General features: G+C 65.6%; 20 protein-coding genes and 1 riboswitch. Of the genes, 9 read left to right on the top strand and 11 right to left on the bottom strand.

What is annotated here, in order from left to right; genetic code table 11:
- Nucleotides 1-4: 4 nt before the first annotated feature.
- The 3 genes from trpS to ACZ46K_RS14540 all read right to left on the bottom strand — a co-directional run bounded on the left by trpS (nt 5) and on the right by ACZ46K_RS14540 (nt 3,272).
- The gene (gene trpS / locus ACZ46K_RS14550) at nt 5-1,054 is read right to left on the bottom strand and encodes a tryptophan--tRNA ligase (RefSeq protein WP_054806615.1); all 1,050 of its coding nucleotides are present in this window, start codon (nt 1,052-1,054) and stop codon (nt 5-7) included.
- Nucleotides 1,055-1,138: 84 nt separating this feature from the next.
- A complete protein-coding gene (locus ACZ46K_RS14545) occupies nt 1,139-1,939 on the bottom strand; it encodes an exodeoxyribonuclease III (RefSeq protein WP_464748910.1) in 801 nt (266 codons plus the stop codon).
- Between the two features lie 109 nt (nt 1,940-2,048).
- Nucleotides 2,049-3,272 (bottom strand): NADP-dependent isocitrate dehydrogenase, encoded by a 1,224-nt coding sequence (locus tag ACZ46K_RS14540; protein ID WP_054807611.1) that lies wholly within the window; start codon nt 3,270-3,272, stop codon nt 2,049-2,051.
- A gap of 276 nt (nt 3,273-3,548) precedes the next feature.
- Nucleotides 3,549-3,663: riboswitch (SAM riboswitch) on the top strand.
- A 110-nt stretch (nt 3,664-3,773) separates the two neighbouring features.
- On the opposite strand from ACZ46K_RS14540, the gene metX reads away from it, so the two are divergent.
- Nucleotides 3,774-4,901, top strand: coding sequence for a homoserine O-acetyltransferase MetX (metX, locus tag ACZ46K_RS14535; RefSeq protein ID WP_464748908.1), 1,128 nt, complete (start codon nt 3,774-3,776; stop codon nt 4,899-4,901).
- Nucleotides 4,902-4,953: 52 nt separating this feature from the next.
- Here the strand turns inward: metX and ACZ46K_RS14530 are convergent, their stop codons facing one another.
- On the bottom strand, nt 4,954-5,421 hold the full coding sequence (locus ACZ46K_RS14530; RefSeq protein WP_464748906.1) for a MarR family winged helix-turn-helix transcriptional regulator: 468 nt from the start codon (nt 5,419-5,421) through the stop codon (nt 4,954-4,956).
- 164 nt (nt 5,422-5,585) lie between these two features.
- On the opposite strand from ACZ46K_RS14530, the gene ACZ46K_RS14525 reads away from it, so the two are divergent.
- Nucleotides 5,586-7,058, top strand: coding sequence for an MFS transporter (locus ACZ46K_RS14525; RefSeq protein WP_464748904.1), 1,473 nt, complete (start codon nt 5,586-5,588; stop codon nt 7,056-7,058).
- Nucleotides 7,059-7,119: 61 nt separating this feature from the next.
- On the opposite strand, the gene ACZ46K_RS14520 is transcribed toward ACZ46K_RS14525, so the two are convergent.
- Together ACZ46K_RS14520 and ACZ46K_RS14515 are read right to left on the bottom strand one after the other, a co-directional pair.
- Nucleotides 7,120-7,404, bottom strand: coding sequence for a DUF3017 domain-containing protein (locus ACZ46K_RS14520; protein ID WP_054807912.1), 285 nt, complete (start codon nt 7,402-7,404; stop codon nt 7,120-7,122).
- Nucleotides 7,405-7,415: 11 nt separating this feature from the next.
- Nucleotides 7,416-8,270: a bifunctional methylenetetrahydrofolate dehydrogenase/methenyltetrahydrofolate cyclohydrolase gene (locus ACZ46K_RS14515; RefSeq protein WP_464748902.1), complete on the bottom strand. Its 855-nt coding sequence runs from the start codon at nt 8,268-8,270 to the stop codon at nt 7,416-7,418.
- Nucleotides 8,271-8,356: 86 nt separating this feature from the next.
- On the opposite strand from ACZ46K_RS14515, the gene ACZ46K_RS14510 reads away from it, so the two are divergent.
- Nucleotides 8,357-8,821 (top strand): TrmH family RNA methyltransferase, encoded by a 465-nt coding sequence (locus ACZ46K_RS14510; protein ID WP_054805785.1) that lies wholly within the window; start codon nt 8,357-8,359, stop codon nt 8,819-8,821.
- A gap of 17 nt (nt 8,822-8,838) precedes the next feature.
- Here ACZ46K_RS14510 and ACZ46K_RS14505 read toward each other — a convergent pair whose 3' ends face one another.
- The 4 genes from ACZ46K_RS14505 to ACZ46K_RS14490 form a co-directional block, all read right to left on the bottom strand.
- Nucleotides 8,839-9,630, bottom strand: a complete 792-nt coding sequence (locus ACZ46K_RS14505; RefSeq protein ID WP_054805784.1) for a DUF3298 domain-containing protein — start codon at nt 9,628-9,630, stop codon at nt 8,839-8,841.
- A gap of 135 nt (nt 9,631-9,765) precedes the next feature.
- Nucleotides 9,766-10,074, bottom strand: a complete 309-nt coding sequence (locus tag ACZ46K_RS14500; protein ID WP_054805781.1) for a rhodanese-like domain-containing protein — start codon at nt 10,072-10,074, stop codon at nt 9,766-9,768.
- Entirely contained in the window at nt 10,067-10,945 is an 879-nt protein-coding gene (locus ACZ46K_RS14495) for a DUF4349 domain-containing protein (protein WP_464748900.1), read from the bottom strand. The genes ACZ46K_RS14500 and ACZ46K_RS14495 overlap by 8 nt, the downstream gene beginning before the upstream one ends.
- An 11-nt stretch (nt 10,946-10,956) precedes the next feature.
- The gene (locus ACZ46K_RS14490; protein ID WP_464748898.1) at nt 10,957-14,208 is read right to left on the bottom strand and encodes an error-prone DNA polymerase; all 3,252 of its coding nucleotides are present in this window, start codon (nt 14,206-14,208) and stop codon (nt 10,957-10,959) included.
- A 118-nt stretch (nt 14,209-14,326) separates the two neighbouring features.
- Between ACZ46K_RS14490 and ACZ46K_RS14485 the strand changes: the two genes are divergently transcribed.
- From ACZ46K_RS14485 to ACZ46K_RS14465, 5 genes are all read left to right on the top strand, one after another.
- Nucleotides 14,327-14,839, top strand: a complete 513-nt coding sequence (locus ACZ46K_RS14485) for an Arc family DNA-binding protein (RefSeq protein WP_054805780.1) — start codon at nt 14,327-14,329, stop codon at nt 14,837-14,839.
- A 73-nt stretch (nt 14,840-14,912) separates the two neighbouring features.
- Nucleotides 14,913-15,758 carry a DUF4097 family beta strand repeat-containing protein gene (locus ACZ46K_RS14480; RefSeq protein WP_054805779.1) on the top strand — a complete coding sequence of 282 codons (846 nt, stop codon included), beginning with the start codon at nt 14,913-14,915 and terminating at the stop codon, nt 15,756-15,758.
- Between the two features lie 29 nt (nt 15,759-15,787).
- On the top strand, nt 15,788-16,744 hold the full coding sequence (locus tag ACZ46K_RS14475) for an ATP-binding cassette domain-containing protein (RefSeq protein WP_054805778.1): 957 nt from the start codon (nt 15,788-15,790) through the stop codon (nt 16,742-16,744).
- Nucleotides 16,744-17,574, top strand: a complete 831-nt coding sequence (locus ACZ46K_RS14470) for an ABC transporter permease (protein WP_464748896.1) — start codon at nt 16,744-16,746, stop codon at nt 17,572-17,574. Before ACZ46K_RS14475 ends, ACZ46K_RS14470 begins: the two co-directional genes overlap by 1 nt.
- Nucleotides 17,575-17,716: 142 nt before the next feature.
- The gene (locus ACZ46K_RS14465; RefSeq protein ID WP_054805777.1) at nt 17,717-18,049 is read left to right on the top strand and encodes a DUF6191 domain-containing protein; all 333 of its coding nucleotides are present in this window, start codon (nt 17,717-17,719) and stop codon (nt 18,047-18,049) included.
- Here ACZ46K_RS14465 and ACZ46K_RS14460 read toward each other — a convergent pair.
- Complete coding sequence (locus tag ACZ46K_RS14460; RefSeq protein ID WP_464748894.1) at nt 17,997-18,905, bottom strand: D-isomer specific 2-hydroxyacid dehydrogenase family protein; 909 nt, start codon at nt 18,903-18,905, stop codon at nt 17,997-17,999. The genes ACZ46K_RS14465 and ACZ46K_RS14460 overlap by 53 nt on opposite strands.
- A gap of 189 nt (nt 18,906-19,094) precedes the next feature.
- Between ACZ46K_RS14460 and ACZ46K_RS14455 the strand changes: the two genes are divergently transcribed.
- The gene (locus tag ACZ46K_RS14455; protein ID WP_464748892.1) at nt 19,095-20,672 is read left to right on the top strand and encodes a multicopper oxidase family protein; all 1,578 of its coding nucleotides are present in this window, start codon (nt 19,095-19,097) and stop codon (nt 20,670-20,672) included.
- The last annotated feature ends 85 nt before the right edge of the window (nt 20,673-20,757 follow it).

Genomic DNA, 20,757 nt, shown 5'->3' with positions numbered 1-20,757 from the left:
GCAATCACTTTCGCGGTAGGAATCCCACCTTGTCATAGACCTGGGCCAGTGTCCGGGAAGCCACCTCACGTGCCCGGTCCGCACCGTTCGACAGAATCCGGAGCAGTTCTGCCTCGTCAGCGAGGTACTCGTCCACTTTCGCCCGCAGCGGTGTGACGAACTCGGTGAGCACCTCTGCGGTGTCGCCCTTGAGGTCGCCGTAGCCCTTGCCCTCGTACCCGGCGACGAGTTCGTCGATCGAGCGGCCCGACAGCGCCGACTGGATGGTGAGCAAATTGCTCACGCCCGGCTTGTTCTCCGGATCGAACCGGATCTCGCGGTCGTTGTCGGTCACCGCCGACTTGATCTTCTTCGCCGAGACCTTGGGATCGTCGAGCAGATTGATCAGGCCGGCGTCGGTAGCAGCCGACTTGCTCATCTTCGACGTCGGATCCTGCAGATCGTAGATCTTGGCGGTGCCCTTGACGATGAGCGCTTCAGGGACGACGAAGGTCTTCCCGAAACGCTTGTTGAAGCGCTGCGCGAGGTCGCGGGTGAGCTCGAGGTGCTGCCGCTGATCCTCACCGACCGGGACCTGGTGGGCTCGGTAGAGCAGGATGTCTGCGGCCATGAGCACCGGGTAGGTGAACAGGCCGACGCTTGCGTGCTCGGAGCCCTGCTTGGCGGACTTGTCCTTGAACTGCGTCATACGACTCGCCTCGCCGAAACCGGTGAGGCAGTTGAGCACCCAGGACAGCTCGGCGTGCTCAGGGACCTGGCTCTGCACGAACAGTACGGAGCGCTCCGGATCGATCCCGACGGCCAGCAGTTGCGCGGCGGCGACGAGGACCCGCTTGCGCAATTCCTTCGGCTTCTGCGGCACGGTGATGGCGTGCAGGTCGGGGATGAAATAGAACGCGTCGTTCTCGTCCTGCGCAGGAACCCACTGCTGCAACGCACCGAGGAAGTTCCCGAGGTGGAACGAATCCGACGTGGGCTGGATACCCGAGAGCACCCGGGGCCGCGCGACGGGGCGGGCATCCTGCGCTGTGGCGTTCTGATCTGCAGTCGACATGACCTCGATAATTTCACGCACCGGTTTCCGGGGCCGAACGAGGTCGATGTGTACCGCAGTGAACGCTGTCGTGATCGATGGCGCCTACCCGAACGTGACGGTGACCGGGGCGTGGTCCGACCAGCGCTCGGCGTAGGTCGCGGCGCGCTCGACCCGCGCGTCGGTCGTCCGGGCGGCCAGGGCCGGCGTGACGAGGTGATAGTCGATCCGCCAGCCGGCGTCGGTATCGAAGGCCTTGCCGCGGTAGGACCACCAGGAATAAGGGCCCGCGACATCACCGTGCAGGTCGCGCACGACGTCGCGCCACCGGCCGGTGGCGAGCAGATCGTCGACCCAGGCCCGCTCGCCGGGGAGGAAGCCTGACTTGCGGACGTTGCCCTTCCAGTTCTTGATGTCGCGCTCGGTGTGGGCGATGTTCCAGTCGCCGCACACCACCATGTCCCGGCCCGCCTCGATGACATCGGCCGCGCGCTCACCCAGGTGCACGGCGAAGGTCTTCATGAAGCGTTCCTTGTCGTCCTGCTTCGGGGTCTCCGCTTCGCCGGTGGGCAGGTAGAGGCTACCGACCGTCACATCCGCGTAGTCCGCCTCGATGTAACGGCCGGATTCGGCAAAGTCGTCGTCGAAACCCACTCGCACGGCATCTGCCGGCGTTCTCGACAGGATCGCGACCCCCGCCCGGCCCTTGACGGACGACTCGGATCCCACGACATGCCAGCCCGCGTCGAGGGCCGGAGCAATCGCAGTGTGGAACTGCTTCTCACTCGCGCGCACTTCCTGAAGACAGACGATGTCGGCGGCCGATGTCCCGAGCCAGGCCAGCAGGCCCTTGCCGGCCGCTGCGCGTACGCCGTTGACATTCACTGTGGTGATGGTGAGGGGCACGCCGACACCGTATCCGACACGATGACCGGAGCCGAAAACCGCGATGACCGGAGCCGAGAACACGGGACGCCCCTGGTAGGACATCCCGTGTCGTCGCTAGGGCCGCATCTCAGTGCGAGGCGCGGGCCTTCTGCAGGTTTTCGTCGAGCGCACCGAGGAACTCCTCGGTGGTCAGCCACGACTGTTCGGGGCCGACGAGCAGCGCGAGGTCCTTGGTCATGATGCCCGCCTCGACAGTCTTGATGACAACGTCTTCGAGCGCCTGGGCGAACTCGATGACCTCGGGGGTGCTGTCGAGCTTGCCACGATGTTCGAGACCACGGGTCCAGGCGAAGATCGACGCGATCGGGTTGGTCGACGTCGGCTTGCCCTGCTGGTGCTGCCGGTAGTGCCGGGTGACGGTGCCGTGTGCGGCCTCTGCCTCGACGGTCCTGCCGTCCGGGGTCATCAGTACGGAGGTCATGAGGCCGAGCGAGCCGTAGCCCTGCGCGACGGTGTCGGACTGGACATCACCGTCGTAGTTCTTGCAGGCCCAGACGTAGCCGCCTTCCCATTTGAGGGACGACGCCACCATGTCGTCGATGAGGCGGTGCTCGTAGGTGAGCCCCGCTGCGTCGAACTCCGCCTTGAACTCGTCCTCGTAGATCCGCTGGAACTCGTCCTTGAACATGCCGTCGTAGGCCTTGAGGATCGTGTTCTTGGTCGACAGGTAGACCGGGTAATTGCGCTGCAGACCGTAGGACAGCGAGGCGCGCGCGAAGTCCTGGATGGACTTCTTGTAGTTGTACATCCCCATGACGACGCCGCCGTCCTCGGGGATCCTGCAGACCTCGTGCTCGATCGGCTCGGAACCGTCGTCCGGAGTGTAGGTGATGGTGACGGTGCCGGCCCCGGGGACCTTGAAGTCGGTGGCGCGGTACTGGTCGCCGAATGCGTGACGGCCGACGATGACCGGCTTGGTCCAGCCCGGAACCAACCGAGGCACGTTGGAGATGATGATGGGGGCCCGGAAGATGGTGCCGCCGAGGATGTTACGGATTGTGCCGTTGGGCGACCGCCACATCTTCTTCAGGCCGAATTCCTCGACGCGCGCTTCGTCCGGGGTGATGGTCGCGCACTTGACGCCGACACCGTGCTTCTTGATGGCGTTCGCGGAGTCGATGGTGACCTGGTCGTCGGTCGCATCGCGATTCTCGATGCCGAGGTCGTAGTATTCGAGATCGACATCCAGATAGGGATGGATGAGCTTGTCTTTGATGAACTGCCAGATGATGCGAGTCATCTCGTCGCCGTCGAGTTCGACGACCTTACCCTCAACCTTGATCTTGGACATACGCGGTTCGTGTCCTCCTTGGACGGCAGTCGAGTCCCCGATCGGCCGCACTTCAGGAATACGGCCGCCTTCAGCTCAGGTATCCGAGCGTGGCTCTGCACGCGTCCGGTGCGGAGCCAAACAGAACAAGCGTACTGCTATTCGATCCGCACACAACCCTGGTCACGCCCTCTCGAACGCTACTGAGCAGTAACTTTCGCCATGTCCGACACCGGCCGAGGAGAGGTCGAGAGCCGCCTATCGAGCCGCCCGACCCAGCCGTTAGACTTCCGACGAGGTCATGAGTGCCAGCGCGAAGCCCCGGCTTGCTGGTCGGCAACCCTCCGGCCAGGGTGGGGTGCTCCGGGTGAGGACACGGTCGTCGGCGCACCGCCGACGACAAGCCGGCTCCTGGGAGGTTCGAAATGCTGATGAACTGTCGACACCGGCGCCCCCTCCAGCCCTCCGACATGGCAAGTAGGACGCGATGACCATCACCACCGGCCTCGAGGCGGTCGCATCTTGACAGCAGGTACCAACCGTCGGCGGATCGAACTCCCCGCGGAAGACGGACAGCTCGACACAGTCGACATCGGCAACATCACCCTCGAGAGCGGCGACATCCTTCCCGACGTCACCATCGCTCTGCAGCGGTGGGGCGCGCTGTCGCCCACCCGCGACAACGTCGTACTCGTCGAGCACGCCCTGACCGGCGACTCACACATCACCGGGCCCGCCGGACCGGATCACCCGTCCCCCGGCTGGTGGTCCGGCATGGTCGGCCCCGGCGCCCCGATCGACACCGACCGATGGTGCGTGGTTGCCACCAACGTCCTCGGCGGATGCCAAGGCACCACCGGACCGGGCAGCACCGCGCCCGACGGAAAACCGTGGGGTTCGCGATTCCCCCGGATCACCATCCGCGATCAGATCACCGCGGAATCCGCCCTTCTCGATGCTCTCGGCATCGACTCGTTGGCCGCGGTGACGGGTGGATCGATGGGTGGCATGAGGTCGCTCGAATGGATCGTCACCCACCCGAACCGGGTGCGGGCAGCGCTGGTCCTCGCAGTCGGTGCCCGTGCCACCGCCGATCAGATCGGCATCCAGAGCACCCAGATCGCTGCCATCATGGCAGATCCGGACTGGCAGGGCGGCGACTACTACGAGAGTGGCCGCCGACCGGAGGCCGGGCTGGGAATTGCCCGCCGCATGGCCCACCTGTCATACCGCAGCGAGGAAGAACTCGACTCACGGTTCGCGAATCTTGCTCAAGACGACGAGGATCCGTGGAGTGACGGGCGCTACGCGGTGCAGAGCTATCTCGACCACCAGGCGTCGAAGCTCGTCAACCGATTCGATCCCGGGACCTATGTGGTGCTCAGCGACGCAATGAACCGGCACGACGTGGGCCGCGGTCGCGGTGGCATCGAGGCCGCATTGGGGAGCACGCGTGTGCCGACGATCGTCGCGGGTGTCGATTCCGATCGGCTCTACCCGATCCGATTGCAGCAGGAGATCGCAGATGGTCTGCCCAATTGCGACGGTCTGCGCGTCCTCGAGTCACGCGACGGACACGACGGCTTCCTCACCGAGGCCGATGCGGTCGCGAAACTGCTCGTCGAACTGATGGGGTTGGCGAGGGCCTGATCGGGCCGATCGATCCGGCCCGATCTCGACGGTCTATCTACGTAATCCCGAGCTATCTACGTAACCCCGAGTCGGCCTCTGCCGAGTGAACGGACAGCTGCGCGTATTCCTCGATGTCCACATTGAATCGATGCAGGGCATCAGCGAAGGCTGCGACCTCCTCGTCGGTCCAATCGACGAGGATGCGCTCGAGTGCGGCGACCGACCGATCACGGGCCTGAACGAGACTTTCCAGGCCGAAATCGGTGAGCGCGAACTTGCGGGCGATGCCGCCGGCAGGGTCGTCGACGCGCTCGAGCAGTCCGTCGCGCACAGCCGCCGCGGTCTGCCGCTGCAGCGTCGACGCGTCGAGGCGCAGCGCCTCACTCAGCTCGCCGATCGAGCGGGGCCCATCGGACCGGATGCGGCTCAACAGAAGATATGAACTGCGCTCGAGCATGCGTCCGCGCCGATGCCCCGCGATCGTATGACGACTCAGCAGCATCTGCTCGTACTCGATATCGCCGATGCGACGGTCCATGGCGATCCTCCTCGTCTCATGAGAAGCCTGAATGTCCTGTGAGAAGCCTAACAGAGGGCATGCATCATACATATGCACTATGCATATGCTAGATACATATGTATAGTGCATATGCATGAAGCATGCAGGTTAGCTGCACGGCTCATCGGAAGGACTCCCCTACTATGGCCAAACCCGTTGCCCGCCCAGGGCTGGTGATCGCCGCACTCGCGTCCGCCGGCATCTCATCCGCGTTCACGCAGACGATGGTCACACCGCTCGTCGCACTGCTGCCCGGGATCTTCGACACCACCTCCGACAACACCACCTGGATCTTCACGGCAACGTTGCTCGCCGCGGCAGTCGCCGTGCCGATTTCCGGGCGCCTCGGTGACCTTTTCGGCAAGCGCCGGATGATGCTCCTGCTTGCACTGCCACTCACCATCGGCGCCATCATCTGCGCCCTCGCCCCATCCCTGCAGGTCATGATCCTCGGTCGCGCACTGCAAGGCCTCGGCTCCGGCATGGTTCCGCTCGGAATAGCGCTGCTGCGTGACGTGGTGCCGAAGGAGAGGCTTTCTTCGGCCATCGCGACGGTGAGCTCCACGCTCGGCGCCGGTGCCGCGATCGGACTGCCGATCTCTGCTGCCCTCATCGAGTTCTCCTCCTGGCGCGTGCTCTTCTGGGCCGCAGCCATCGTGAGCGGTCTCATCGCACTCACGATCTGGAGGGTTGTCCCCGACGTTCCCGCCGGCGCCGGAGGGCAGCGCTTCGACGGAATCGGCGCCGCGGGACTCGCGGTCGGCCTCGTCTCCTTGATCCTCGGAATCTCGAAGGGATCCTCGTGGGGATGGTCCTCCCCGCTCACGCTCGGACTGCTGGTCTCAGCCGTCATCGTCCTCGTCTTGTGGGGCACGTGGGAGCTGCGCACCTCCGATCCACTGATCGACCTGCGCACGACCGCACGACCTCGCGTGCTACTGACCAACATCGCGTCGATCTTCGTCGGGTTCGGGATGTACGCGAGCTCGCTCGTCTTCCCGCAGGTGCTGCAACTGTCGACGGCGACCGGGTACGGTCTCGGCCAGTCGATCCTTGCGGCCGGGCTCTGGCTGGCTCCGGCCGGCCTCATGATGCTCGTACTCTCGCCGGTGGGCGGCCGGATGAGCGATGCACGCGGGCCGAAGTTCACCTTCCTGCTGGGTGTCGTCATCCTCGCCGCAGGCTACGGCGTCGCGCTGCTCGCGATGAGTCACGCATGGGGCATTCTCCTTGCCGGCCTCGTCGTCAACAGCGGTGTCGCGTTCGCCTACGGGGCCATGCCCGCAATCATCATGAGCTCCGTGCCACACAGCGAAACTGCCGCCGCGAACGGCTTCAACACGCTCATGCGCTCACTCGGCACGTCGATCGGATCCGTGATCGTGGGCATCGTGCTCGCGCAAATGACGATCCAGCTGGACGGCATCGCAGTGCCCAGTGAAGCCGGTTTCCACATGGTGCTCGCGATCGGTATCGGCATCGCCCTGATCGCGGCTGTCATCGTGGCGTTCATCCCCGCCATCAAGACACCCTCTGCCCCAGTGCTCGTCGATGCCGTGTCGGCAGACGACGAACCCGGCCAGCACGAACTCGTCGGGGTGGGCACGCGCAACTGAGCCGCGCTCGCCCGCCAGCGGATGGCCGTCACACGTTGATTGTGGCGGCCGTCCGCTGTTGTCAGCCCGTTCCCAGCGGGTCGATCGAGACGGCCAGCGTCACGATCGCTCCGCCCATGGCGAGCATCGCGGCCACGTCGAAGCGTTTGCTTCGCACCGCGAGCACTCCCACTTGATCCGAGTCGAGAGCCCACCTGAGGATCCCCGCCAGGATCATCGCACCGCCGAACACGAAAGCGCCGCGGCGCCAGCGATCTGCCAGCACGAGGACCACCGCTGCGACGATCACCAAGGTGACCGCCAGCAGCGGCAGGTTCAGTCGTGTGAGTCGCGCCGAACTGTCCATCTGCGGTTTGCTCAGAGACCGGCGTCGTGCTCGGCGCGTTCGACGACGTTGGTCAGCAGGAATGCGCGGGTGAGCGGTCCGACACCCCCGGGATTCGGGGAGATGAACCCTGCGACGTCGCGGACGTCCGCGGCGACGTCGCCGCGGAGGCCGTCGGCGGTGCGTGAGACACCCACGTCGAGGACGGCCGCACCGGGCTTGACCATGTCGGCGGTGATGAGACCGGGCACGCCCGCGGCGGCGACGATGATGTCGGCGCGCTTCACCTCTGCGGCGAGGTCCTTGGTGCCGGTGTGGCACAGCGTCACGGTCGCGTTCTCGCTGCGGCGGGTCAACAACAGCCCGATCGGGCGGCCCACGGTCACGCCGCGGCCGATGACCACCACATGGGCACCGTTGATCGGCACCTCGTAGCGACGCAGCAGGTGGACGATGCCGCGCGGGGTGCACGGCAACGCCGCTTCCTTGCCGAGCACCAGGCGTCCGAGGTTGACGGGATGCAGGCCGTCGGCGTCCTTGGCGGGGTCGATGCGCTCGAGGGCGGCGTTCTCATCGAGGTGCTCGGGAAGCGGCAATTGCACGATGTAACCCGTGCATGCGGGGTCGGCGTTGAGTTCGTCGATCGCCGCCTCGAGCTGCTCCTGGGTGATGTCGGCGGGCAGATCCTTACGGATCGAGGTGATGCCGACCTTGGCGCAGTCGTTGTGCTTGCCGCGCACATACGCTGCCGACCCTGGATCGTCGCCCACCAGGATCGTGCCGAGGCCGGGCGTGATGCCCTTGTCCTTCAGCACGGCCACACGGACCAACAGGTCCTCGAAGATTTCGTCGCGGGTTGCTTTGCCGTCCAGGATGGTCGCAGTCACGGTCACCATTGTTCCAGGCGTCTGCCGAACCGCGTGGAGCGACCGGCAGGATGGGCCTGCTCGACCCTTCTGGCAAGCTGACCCGAGTGTTCCGAGTGATGTTCCATGAACCTCGTATTCCCCCGAATACCGGCAACGCGATCAGGATGGTCGCCGCGACCGGTGCCGAGCTACACCTCGTGGAACCACTCGGATTCGACCTGTCCGAACCGAAACTGCGCCGGGCCGGCCTCGACTATCACGACCTGGCATCGGTGACAGTGCACGCCGACCTTCCGACGGCCTGGGAGGTCCTACGACCGGAGCGTGTCTTCGCGTTCACAGCGCACGGCACCACCAGCTACGCGGACATCGAGTACCTGCCCGGCGACGTACTGCTGTTCGGCCCGGAACCGACCGGCCTGTCGGACGAGGTGCTCGCCGATCCCCACATCACGACGCAGGTGCGCATTCCGATGCTGCCCGGGCGACGATCGTTGAACCTGTCGAACGCCGCAGCGGTGGTGGCCTACGAGGCGTGGCGCCAGCACGGGTTCGACGGCGCGGTCTGACCGTCCGCCGGATCCGCTCAGCTGCTGACCACCGGAACGATCGCCGGGTCCATGACATCGTCCAGGTCGTCCCACGGGACGGTGACGGTGACGAGTCCGATGGCGTGCGGGCCCACTTGGTAATCGCCGAAATGGATCTCCATGCCCTCGGGTGTCGGAAGCCAGTTGGCAAAGTTGATCTCCTCGGGTGCGATGCCCTCGGCGACATAGTCCGGACCCGCCGCGGTCTCCGGTAGGAGCAGCGCCGACTGCTCCGACAACCGGTCCAGTCCTGCCTGCAGGTCGGGGAACAGGTCCTGCAGTGTGATGGGAGTGGCGTCGTCGGTGTTCACCGCGACGGTCGACACGATCGCCGTGGGATGCGCGCCGGGCGGGTTCATGTTGTAGGACGTGACGAGCAGACCGGCGACGACGTGCTCACCGATCCGGGTGACCTCGTGTGTGCCGGTCGAGAGCGTGTAGCGCTCGGTTCCGGGTCCGTCGATCAGGTCCTGCAGCGCGGCCCGCGTCGACTCGTTGAACTCGTCGACGACCGCGGGGTCCCCACCGCTGATCTGAGGTATCTCGACGTCGTAGTCGACGCGGTCGGTCGATCCGGACACCAGGAGCGTCTCCGCCCGGTACGGCTCGGACCCGGTTTCGGTTTCGGTAACCGCCGTAGTGGTGGCGGTCGTGGTGCGCTCGGTGGTCGATGGGGCTGTGGTCGAGGATTCGGTCACGGCAGTACCGCTCTCGGCGCTACACCCCGTGAGCGCCACGACAGCCACACCGCAGGCACCGACAAGGGCAAGGAGACGACGAACGTTCATCTGTCCGGTGTAGCACTCGGGAGCCAGGCGTTCGCGCATAGGTCTTCAGACGCGCGAGCCCGCTGGGAGCCGCCCGATTCACCGTCTCGATCGACCGGTTGAGCCGACGCGGCAGCGCACCGCGCCGGCAACGGGTTACGCGCCGCTCTCGACGGGGCGGCCCGACTGCTGCCATCCGTCGGTTCCACCGGCGACAGAAACGGCATTGATGCCACGACCGGACAGATAGTCGGCGGCCTGCAGGCTGCGTCCGCCCACCGCACAGATGACGTACACGGTCTCGGCCGCGGGGATCTCCTCGACACGCGCGACGAATTCGCTGAGTGGAATGTGCGTCACGCCGGGAACCCGCACCTGGACGTATTCGTCGAGTTCGCGCACATCGATGACGGGCGCTCCGTCGGCGAGCGCGGTTTCCAATGCAGCCAGATCGACTTCACGCATCGTTGTCGGTCCTCTCGTCGGGGGCTTCGCCGGAATTTCCGGCGGAAGACCGTCCCGATCGGGCGATCAACCGGATCACCAGGTAGATGATGCCGGCGCACACGATCAGGAACGCCAACCACGGTAGCGCGACACCCGCTGCGACCACCGCGGCCCCCAGAGTCGTCCACAGGCCGTTCCAGCCCTCGACGATGCCGTCCCAGAAACTGTCGCTGTCCGACGGTCGCTGTTGTGTGCTGATGTCGACGGTGAGCGTCGACAGGTCCACCATGTCGGCCAGTTGGCGACGCTGCGCTTCGAGGCTGTCGAGATCGGCCTGCCGCTGGGCCAGAGCATTCTCCGCTTCGATGACGTCGGCGGTGTTGTCGGCAGTCTCGATGAGCGTTCGTAACCGGTCGACCGAGGCGCGGAGCGCGCCGACGCGGGCCTCGAGATCGGTGTACTGCAGGGTGACGTCGTCGCGGCTGGTGGTCAGGCTCGTGACACGGCCGAGTTGCCGCACATCGTCTATCACGGCGTCGAGCCGGTCAGCGGGGACACGGACGGTGAGCACACTGCTCGATTCGGGCCGTTCGGTGATCGAGTCGACGCGGCCGTCGGCATCTTCCACGATGGTGACCACATCTCGACCGGTCGCGATGGGATCGTCTGCGGTGAGCATGATGCGCCCGGTCACGACTTCCTTCCGGTCCGGTTCTACCTCACCGGCCGGCGACGAGGAGCGGGCGCCGTCGGTGAGCGCCGGCGCGGACTCGGACATCGCCGGCGCCGAATCCGTCATGGGCCCCGAGCCGCTGCCACCTCCCTCACCGCACGCAGCGGCAACGAACGCGATCAGCGCGAGGAGCGCAACCATCAGCAGGCGTCTCATGGGGCGCGATGCTATCGAAAGTCGCGAGATTTCACCGATGTTCGCAGATCCATCCGCTGGAGCCGGTCGGCCAGTATCGTCACGACGCCGTCTGCATTCTGGACTCGTCCGCGCACCAGCAGCGCAGGTGCGGTGTGCGCGAGGGTCCGGTAACGCGCCCACAGCCCCACCGAACACACCACATTCACCATGCCGGTCTCGTCCTCGAGGTTGAGAAAGGTGACGCCGGCCGCGGTTGCGGGACGCTGCCGGTGGGTGACAGCGCCACCGACGAGCACCCGCGTCCCATCCGGAATCTGCAGCAGGCGCGACGCGGGGATGACTCCCAGCGCGTCGAGCTGGTCGCGCAGGAACTGCGTCGGATAGCTGTCCGGTGAGACGCCGGTGGCCCATACGTCGGCGGCGGCGAGTTCGACATCGCTCATGCCGGGCAGGGCGGGAGCCGAAGCGGACGCTCCGATGCCCGGTAGTCGGCCTGCGCGTTGCGTCGACGCCGGTCCGGCCTCCCACAGTGCCTCTCGCCTGGTGGTACCGAAACCCGCCAGGGCACCGGCTGTCGCGAGGGCTTCGGCCGCAGGCGCGGAAAGTTCTATGCGGGCAGTCAGGTCGAGCAGTGAGAGATACGGACCGTGTGCCTGCCGTTCCTCGATGATGCGTTCGGCGAGGTCGTCGCCGATGTGTCGCACCTCCCCCAGCCCGAGACGCACCTCCTGACCTCGTTTCTCGACGGTGGCATGGGCAAGGCTCGCGTTGACGTCCGGTCCGTGCACCACGACACCGTGTCGCCGGGCGTCGGCCACCAGCGACTGCGGCGAGTAGAAACCCATCGGCTGTGCACGCAACAGACCCGCGCAGAACGCCGCGGGATGATGCAACTTGAACCAGGACGAGTAGAACACCAACGACGCGAAACTCTGCGAATGACTTTCGGGAAAGCCGAAATTCGCGAAGGCGTACAGCTTCTCGTAGATACGGTCGGCGACGTCCCCGGTGAGGCCGTGCAGTTCGCGCATGCCCCGATAGAACCGGTCGCGCAAACGCTCCATCTTCTCCGGCGATCTCTTGGAGCCCATCGCCCGGCGCAACTGATCGGCCTCCGCCGCGGTGAATCCGGCGACGTCGACGGCCATCTGCATCAGCTGCTCCTGGAACAACGGGATCCCGAGGGTGCGTTCGAGAGATTTCTCGAGGCACGGATGGTCGTAGACGACGGGTTCGAGGCCGTTGCGCCGACGGATGTACGGATGCACGGATCCGCCCTGGATGGGCCCCGGGCGGATCAACGCCACCTCGATGACGAGATCGTAGAAATGCCTCGGTTTCAACCGAGGCAGTGTCGCCATCTGCGCGCGCGACTCCACCTGGAACACGCCGATCGAATCCGCGCGGCGCAGCATCTCGTATACGGCTTCCTCCGACAGGTCGAGTTGCGCGAGATCGACGTGGATGCCCTCGTGTTCGGCGACGAGGTCGATCATGTAGTGCAGCGCAGAGAGCATGCCGAGGCCGAGCAGATCGAATTTGACGAGCCCGACGGCGGCGCAGTCGTCCTTGTCCCATTGCAGGACGGTGCGACCGGCCATGCGTGCCCATTCGACGGGGACGACATCGGCGACGGGACGGTCGCAGATCACCATCCCGCCCGAGTGGATTCCGAGGTGTCGCGGAAGACCCTCGATCTGGGCTGCGAGCCGGAGCACGGGCTCGGGGATATCGGTAGTGGCCGCAGTTTCGGATTCGGAGTTCACCCCACCCCAGCGGCTGACCTGCTTGCTCCATGCGTCCTGCTGTCCTTGCGCATAGCCGAGCGCGCGCGCCATGTCGCGCACCGCGGACTTGCCACGGTAGGTGATGACGTTCGCCACCTGCGCGGCGTGTGTTCGCCCGTATTTCTCGTATACGTGCTGGATGGCTTCTTCACGGCGGTCGGATTCGATGTCGAGGTCGATGTCGGGCGGTCCGTCTCGTTCCGGCGACAGGAACCTCTCGAACAACAGACCGTTGCCGACAGGATCGACGTTGGTGATGCCGATCGCGTAGCACACGGCAGAATTGGCCGCGGATCCCCTTCCCTGACAAAGTATGTCGTTGCTCGTGCAGAACTGCACGATGTCGTGGACGACAAGGAAGTATCCCGGGAAGCCCAACTGCCCGATGATGGCGAGTTCGTGTTCGATCTGCCGATAGGCCTCCCGGTAGTGCTCGCGAGGTCCGTATCGGCGCAGCGCCCCGCCGTAGGTGAGTTCACGGAGCCACGTCTGCTCGGTGTGCCCGTCGGGTACGTCGAACAGTGGCAGTTTCGGTGCGATGAGGCGCAGATCGAAGGCGCATTCGCGACCGAGGTCCGCGGCGGCCTGTACGACACCGGGAAACGCCTCGGACAGGCTCGCCATCTCCGCACCCGACCGCAGATGACCACCGCCGACCGGAGGGAGCCTGCTCGCGGCGGCGTCGAGGCTCTGCCGGTCGGAGATCGCAGCCATGGCCATCGCCAGCCGGCGCCGGTTCGGGGCGGCGAAGTGCGCAGCCGTGCTCGCCACACACGAAAGGCCGTATCGCCCGGCGAGTTCCGCGAGGACGATGTTGCGTTCGTGGTCGTCGGGAAGGCCGTGCCAGGTGAGTTCGACGGTGACGCGCTCGGTTCCGAATCGGTCGACGAGTTCACGCAGAGCGCGGTCGGCGCCGTCGGGGCCGACCGTGTCCAGGGTCTGCCGCACGTGCCCTCGACGGCATCCGGTGAGGATCTGCCAATGCCCCCCGGCGGCCTCCGTGAGAGCGTCGTAGTCGTAGCGGGGTTTGTTCTTCTCCCCTCCGGCCAGATGCGCGGCGGCGATCTGTCGCGAGAGGCGCCGATATCCTTCCCCACCGCGGGCAAGGACGAGCAAGTGCGCGTCGTCGAGGCTCAGTTCGGCTCCGAAGACGGTACGCATGTCGAGTTCACGCGCGGCCTCAGCGAACCGCACCACGCCGTAGAGACCATCATGGTCGGTGAGTGCAAGTGCGTCGAGCCCGAGCCGGACCGCCTCCTCGACGAGTTCTTCGGGAGTGGAGGCACCGTCGAGGAAGCTGTAGGCCGAGTGGGAGTGCAGTTCGGCGTACGGCACGACAGGGCCGTACGGAAGCTGCACTTTCCCCTCGTATTCGGGGCGGGTGCGCGACCACGCGGGGGCGTCACTGCCATCGCCGAGATGCTCCGGGGCCGGCCGGCCGGACAGGACGCGTTCCATCTCCGACCAGGTCGGTGGGCCGTTGCTCCATCCCATTTCCACCTCCGACGTCGCACGCTACTCATATCGTACATACGTTCGAACAAACACGGAGTCGCGCACCTTTGAGCCAAAAACTATTGCGATGGTGCCACTGAGGTGCCATAGTGATGCCATGGACTTGGACTCGTACGTGACCCACCTCGGACGTGAATTCGCCACACTCGCCGAAGCCGGCGGTGACGAATCCCGAGAACTGGTCGAGCGCCTGACCGGATCGCTCGAGTCGGCCATCCGGATGACCCTGCTCGAGGCACTCTCCGCCGCGGCGGACGAGATCACCCGCGATCTGGCTCCCGGCTCGGTCGAGTTGCGTCTGCGCGGCCGCGATCCGGACTTCGTCGTCACCACACCTCCCACCGAGCCGGTAGCCACGACCGCGGACGCCCCGGCCCCCGCGGACAACGCCGCACCGATCTCCGAAGACGGCCCGACCGCGCGGATCAACGTGCGTCTCCCGGAACAACTCAAAGCAGCAGTGGAAGATGCCGCTGCCGATGAAGGACGCTCCGTCAACGCCTGGCTGGTCCGCGCTGCGTCGTCCGCATTACAGCAACCGAACCGCGAGCAGCGCGCCGAGCCGCGAAGCACACAGACCAGGCAGCGCTTCACCGGATGGGTGCGCTAGCCGCACCGCTTCGCAGCACCACGCGCCCCCGACCTGCGGGGACGCGCCTCCTACCCGAGACAAGGGGACAGCTGTGCCCAATTTCGAGACACCCGAATCGATTTCCGTCACGATCGAACTCAGCGTCGGCAATGTGCGGATCACCGCGAGCGATCGCACCGACACCACAGTCGATGTACGTCCGAGCGACGAATCCGACGAGTCGGACGTGCACGCAGCTCGACAGGTCCGCGTCGACTACGCGAACGGCCTGCTGCAGATCACGGGGCCGAAGGCACGCGTCTTCGACTTCTCCCGCAAGACCAGGTCGGTGGAGGTGTCCATCGACCTGCCCAGCGGCTCGACAGTGTCCGGCAAAGTGCAGGTGGGAAGCCTCAACGGCACGGGCCGACTCGACGAGTGCCGGTTCAAGACCTCCACCGGGAACGTCCGACTCGAGCAGACCGGCTCGCTACGTGCCGACACCTCGGCAGGCCACATCACAGTGGACGGCGTCGCGGGCAACGCCGAGATCCATACCGGCTCGGGGAAAGTCCTCGTCGGCGAGATCGAGGGCTCCGGTGTCGTCAAGAACACCAACGGTGACACCGTGATCTCCGCGGTCACCGGCTACCTGCAGGTGCGCTCGGCAAACGGCGACATCGCAGTCGACCGAGCCGGCGCGAGCGTCGAAGCGAAAACGTCCAACGGCAGCATTCGCCTCGGCGAAGTGGCGCGCGGCTCGGTCGAGCTCGGCACATCGATGGGCGACCTGGAGATAGGAATCGCCCACGGCACCGCCGCCTGGCTGGAGCTGAACACCGGGTTCGGACAGGTCCGCAACCAATTGGACAACGCTGCCGCGCCTGAGGAATCCGACGACACCGTCGAGGTGCGCGCACACACCTCGTTCGGCGGCATCACGATCCGCCGTTCCTGAACCTCTACCAGCTCGAGAAAGAAAAATACATGACCACCACACACTCTCAACCGGCAATCGAAGTGAATGGGTTGCGCAAGTCGTTCGGCAACCATGTCGTGCTCGACGGAATCGACCTGACCGTTCCCCAGGGGACGGTGTTCTCACTGCTCGGCGCAAACGGCGCCGGCAAGACCACCACGGTCCAGATCCTGTCCACTCTGATCGGCGCCGACGCCGGTGAAGTCCGGGTCGCGGGTCACGACGTCGCCCGCGAACCCGACGCGGTACGTGCCGCAATCGGTGTCACCGGTCAGTTCTCGGCCGTCGACAACCTGATGACCGGCAGAGAAAACCTCGCGCTGATGGCAGATCTGCACCACCTCTCCCGCGGCGACGGGCAACGGCGCGCAGCGGAACTGCTCGAACAATTCGACCTGACCGGAGCCGCAGGGAAACCTGCATCCACATACTCCGGTGGCATGCGGCGGCGCCTCGACCTCGCGATGACCCTGATCGGCAACCCACAGGTGATCTTCCTCGACGAACCGACCACGGGCCTCGATCCGCGCAGCCGCCGGGACATGTGGCAGATCGTCCGCGATCTGGTGGCCACCGGTGTCACCGTCTTCCTGACCACCCAGTATCTGGAGGAGGCCGACGAACTGGCCGACCGGATTGCGGTCCTCGACCACGGTCGGCTGGTCGCCGAGGGAACCGCGGACGAACTCAAACGGCAAATTCCCGGCAGCCACATCCGTCTGCGATTCGCTGATTCACACAACCTCGAGGAGGCTGCACGCATCCTCGAGCAGACCTCGCGTGACGGCGACGCACTCGCCCTGCGAGTACCCAGCGACGGCAGCGTGCGGTCGCTGAAAACTGTGATCGATCGTCTCGACGACAAGGCCGTCGACGTCGAGGAACTCTCGGTGCACACTCCCGATCTCGACGATGTCTTCTTCGCCTTCACCGGCAACCGCGACGACCAGAAAGCGATCTCGTGATGAGCATTCCCGCCTATGCGTTCGCCGGGCCGGCCCCGGCAGATCTCCGGTTCCATCCGCTGCGCGACTCGGCAACGATGCTGCGCCGCAACCTGCGGCACATGCAGCGATATCCCTCGATGACCGTGACGCTCATCGGGATGCCGATCGTCTTCCTACTGCTGTTCGTCTATGTGTTCGGCGGCACCCTGGGCGCCGGGATCGGCGGAATATCCGGTGGCCGTGCAGAATACGTCAACTATGTCACGCCGGCCATCATCCTGATGACCGTGGCTGCGGCCGTCCAGGGAACTACGATCTCAGTCGCGATGGACATGACCGAAGGCATCATCGCACGGTTCCGCACCATGCACATCGCCCGCGTCTCGGTGCTGACCGGCCACGTCCTCGGCAGCCTCGTCCAAACCATGCTCAGCATCGCAGTCGTCATCGGTGTCGCACTGCTCATCGGTTTCAGGCCCTCGGCCGGGTTCGTCGAGTGGCTTGCCACGGCCGGCTTCCTGACGGTGGTGGCGTTCGCGCTCATCTGGCTCTCGGTAGCGCTCGGCCTGGCGAGCAAGTCCGTCGAGGCCGCAAGCAATGTGGGCCTGCCGCTCGTTCTGCTGCCCTTCCTCGGCAGCGGGTTCGTCCCCACCGACTCCATGCCCGCCGGGCTGCGATGGTTCGCCGAGTACCAGCCGTTCACCCCGATCATCGAAACCCTGCGCGGACTGCTCATGGGCACCCCCATCGGAAACAATGCGTGGATCGCACTCGGATGGTGCGCCGTCCTCGCCCTCGGCGGATACCTCTGGTCGAGAAAGCTCTTCGACCGCGAATACACACGCTGATCGAATTGCGCTCTGGCCTTTCCTCCAGTTCCACGGGTTCCCAAAGGTTCTGAACCAACGGAAACCCGCGGGACGGGAGGAAAGTTCAGTCGGGACTCGAGCACGTATCGTCGACGACGAACCGCCACCGAAGGAGCGCCTCGTGTACACCGCCGTGGGAATCATCGCTGTGCTGCTGCTCGTGTTCGCGATCGATCGTCTCGGCCTACTCGCCGAACGACGCGGCTGGGTCTACTGGCGCAAGCGCAACCGCCCCGCCGGCACGAGCGCAGGTGTGTTCGGGGAGATGCAATCGTTCCTCTCGCCGGCGTACCAGCACGTCGTCGAGGAGCAGCACCGGCAGCAGACATCGCGACAGGACCACTCCACGGGGGCTCCCCCGCTCGGCATCGATCTCGAAACAGGTACCGCAGGCTTGCCTGTCAGTATCCCGCGCCCGGTTCGACCCGAGCGAGCAACTCCTCCCCGGCGATGAAGCGGCGCACGTTCTCTCGCAGCGTCGGCGCGAAGTTCGCGGTGAGGTGACTCCGGGTGTTGGCGATGTGCGGGGTGATCACCACATTGTCGAGATCCCACAGCGGGTGGCCGTCGGGCAAGGGTTCGGGATCGGTCACATCGAGAACGGCCCCGGCGATCTGCCCCGATTGCATCGCGTCGACGAGTGCATCCGTGTCGACCAGGTTGCCGCGCGCGACGTTGACGAGCCACGCGGTGTCCGGCATCGCTTCGAGCACGGCGGCGTCGACGAGACGATCGGTTTCTCCGGTTGCGGGAGCCGCGATCACGAAATGATCGGCCATGGACCACACTTCGCCGGTGCGGCTCGCCGGCAATGTCACCTTCGCTCCATCGACCGGACGACCTGATCGATTGACGGCCACCACCTCCACACCGAGGGCGTGCAGCCGCGGGATCATGGCCCGGCCGATCCCACCGGCTCCCACGATCGCCACGGTCGATCCGTGGAGTGTCCGCACCATCGGGTCGATGTCGTCCTTGCGCCAACTCTTCGCGGCCAACGACGTGTGGAACTGCCGCAGACCGACGAGCAGACCCGCAACCGCGTACTCGGCGACATTGTCGGCATACACACCCGAGGCATTCGCCCAGAGGCGCCGATCGTCGATCAGACCCGCCCTGAAGAACGGTTCGATGCCCGCGTAGGTCAGCTGCACCCAGCGGATGCGGTCGGGCAGATCTCTCGGGAAATCATCGGGACCACCGTCCCACACAAGGGCGTCCGCGTCGTCGAGTTCAGCGAGGGTCCCCCCACCCTCGACGATCGCAGTCGCGAGATGGTCGTCGTGCCCGGGTCCGAGATGAATGCGCATGGATCGAGATTAGTGGCTCGCCGAACCGTGGGCAGGCCAACTGTCGATCGGACACCGCGCGGATGCTCGTCTGCCACTGCCACTGCCACGTCATCCGAATCCTGCTCGACGAACACAGCCGCCGCTGCCTGTTCGGCCGTACTCCCGAGTAGTGGTTCTCCCCCATCCGGAAATCAGGTTCCACACCTGATGTGTACACACTGGCCGACGACCAGGATCGAAGATGTGAAATTACTCGGGCGGATCGTGGCGACCCTGTTCGCCATCGGCGCGACGCTGATCCTCGGCGCGGCAGGCGCCGGACTCTACTTCTGGAACACGACCACGATGGACACGACAGGGCAGGTGGCCTTCGATCGGCCGCTGAAGATTCCCCCACTCGCCCAGAGCACGGTGTCCGACGACGGGACCCGAGTGTTCGACCTGGCTATGCAGCGGGGTACCAGCGATCTCGGGCACGGTCCGGACACGGAAACCTGGGGCGTGAACGGCGACTACCTCGGTCCGACCCTGCGTGCCGACCGCGGCGAGAACGTCCGGGTGAACGTGACGAACGACGTGGGTGAGACGAGCACACTGCACTGGCACGGGATGCATCTGCCGGCCGCGATGGACGGCGGCCCTCACCAGACCGTCGAACCCGGCACCACATGGTCTCCGCACTGGACGATCGACCAGCCTGCCTCGACGCTCTGGTACCACCCGCACCTGCACGGCTCGACGGCATCGCACGTGTACCGAGGTCTCGCGGGCATGTTCCTCGTCGACGAGCAGGACGGACCTGCACTCCCCGGCGAGTACGGTGTCGACGACATCCCGGTCATCGTGCAGGACAAGAAGTTCGATGGAAATCAACTCGACGAGGACGGCGCGATCTTCGCCAACGTCGGGACCCTCGGCGACGAGATCCTCGTCAACGGCACCCCCGGCCCGTTTTTGGACGTGACCACCGAACGTGTCCGGTTACGCCTGCTCAACGCGTCGAACGCTCGCATCTACAACTTCTCGTTCGACACCGGCCTGCCGTTCCGTCTGATCGGCACCGACGGCGGCCTCCTGGAGGCACCTGTCGCGCTCCGCAGCCTCCAACTCTCCCCCGGCGAACGAGCGGAGATCGTCGTCGAGGCACCGGCAGGCACCCGGAACGTGCTCCGCAGCACTCCGCCCGATCTGCGCGCCGATTTCTGGCAGACCCGCTTCTCGGGCGGCGACGACAGCGTCGACGTTCTCGAACTGCGCGCTGCGGCCACCCTGGAAGCGAACGAATCGGTCCCGGACCGATTGACGACACTCGAGGATCTCGGCGAGGCGACTGTCACCCGCACATTCGACCTCACCAGCACAACCGAGATCAACAGCCGCGAGATGGACATGACCCGCATCGACGAGGTGGTTGTCGCCGGCACCACCGAACTGTGGGAGATCAACAACGTGAGCGGGATGATCCACAACTTCCACATTCACGACGTGCAGTTCCAGGTCGTCGAGGCAACCGGGATGCCTGCCGACCATCCGACACTGACCGGCCGAAAGGACACCGTCTACGTTCCACCCGGTACGACGGTGCGTCTGCTCATGCGGTTCGACGACCACACCGACCCCAACGTGCCGTACATGTACCACTGTCATGTGCTCCGGCACGAGGACGACGGCATGATGGGCCAGTTCGTGGTCGTCGGCGCCGAAGAGGTCGATCAGGTGGGTGTCCTCCCCGTCCACTCGGCCCACGGCGGTGCCGGACACAGCGAAGAGGGCCACACCGGCTAGTCGATGTGTGCCTCATCGCACGACGCGGCACCCGGAATAGATCCTCGTACGACCGCGTTGACCCATTCGGATCGGCGCGTCGCGT

The sequence above is a fragment of the Rhodococcus sp. JCM 9793 genome (assembly GCF_055380405.1).
The sequence above is the reverse complement of the archived record's forward strand: the minus strand, read 5'-3'. Positions and strand labels throughout refer to the sequence as shown.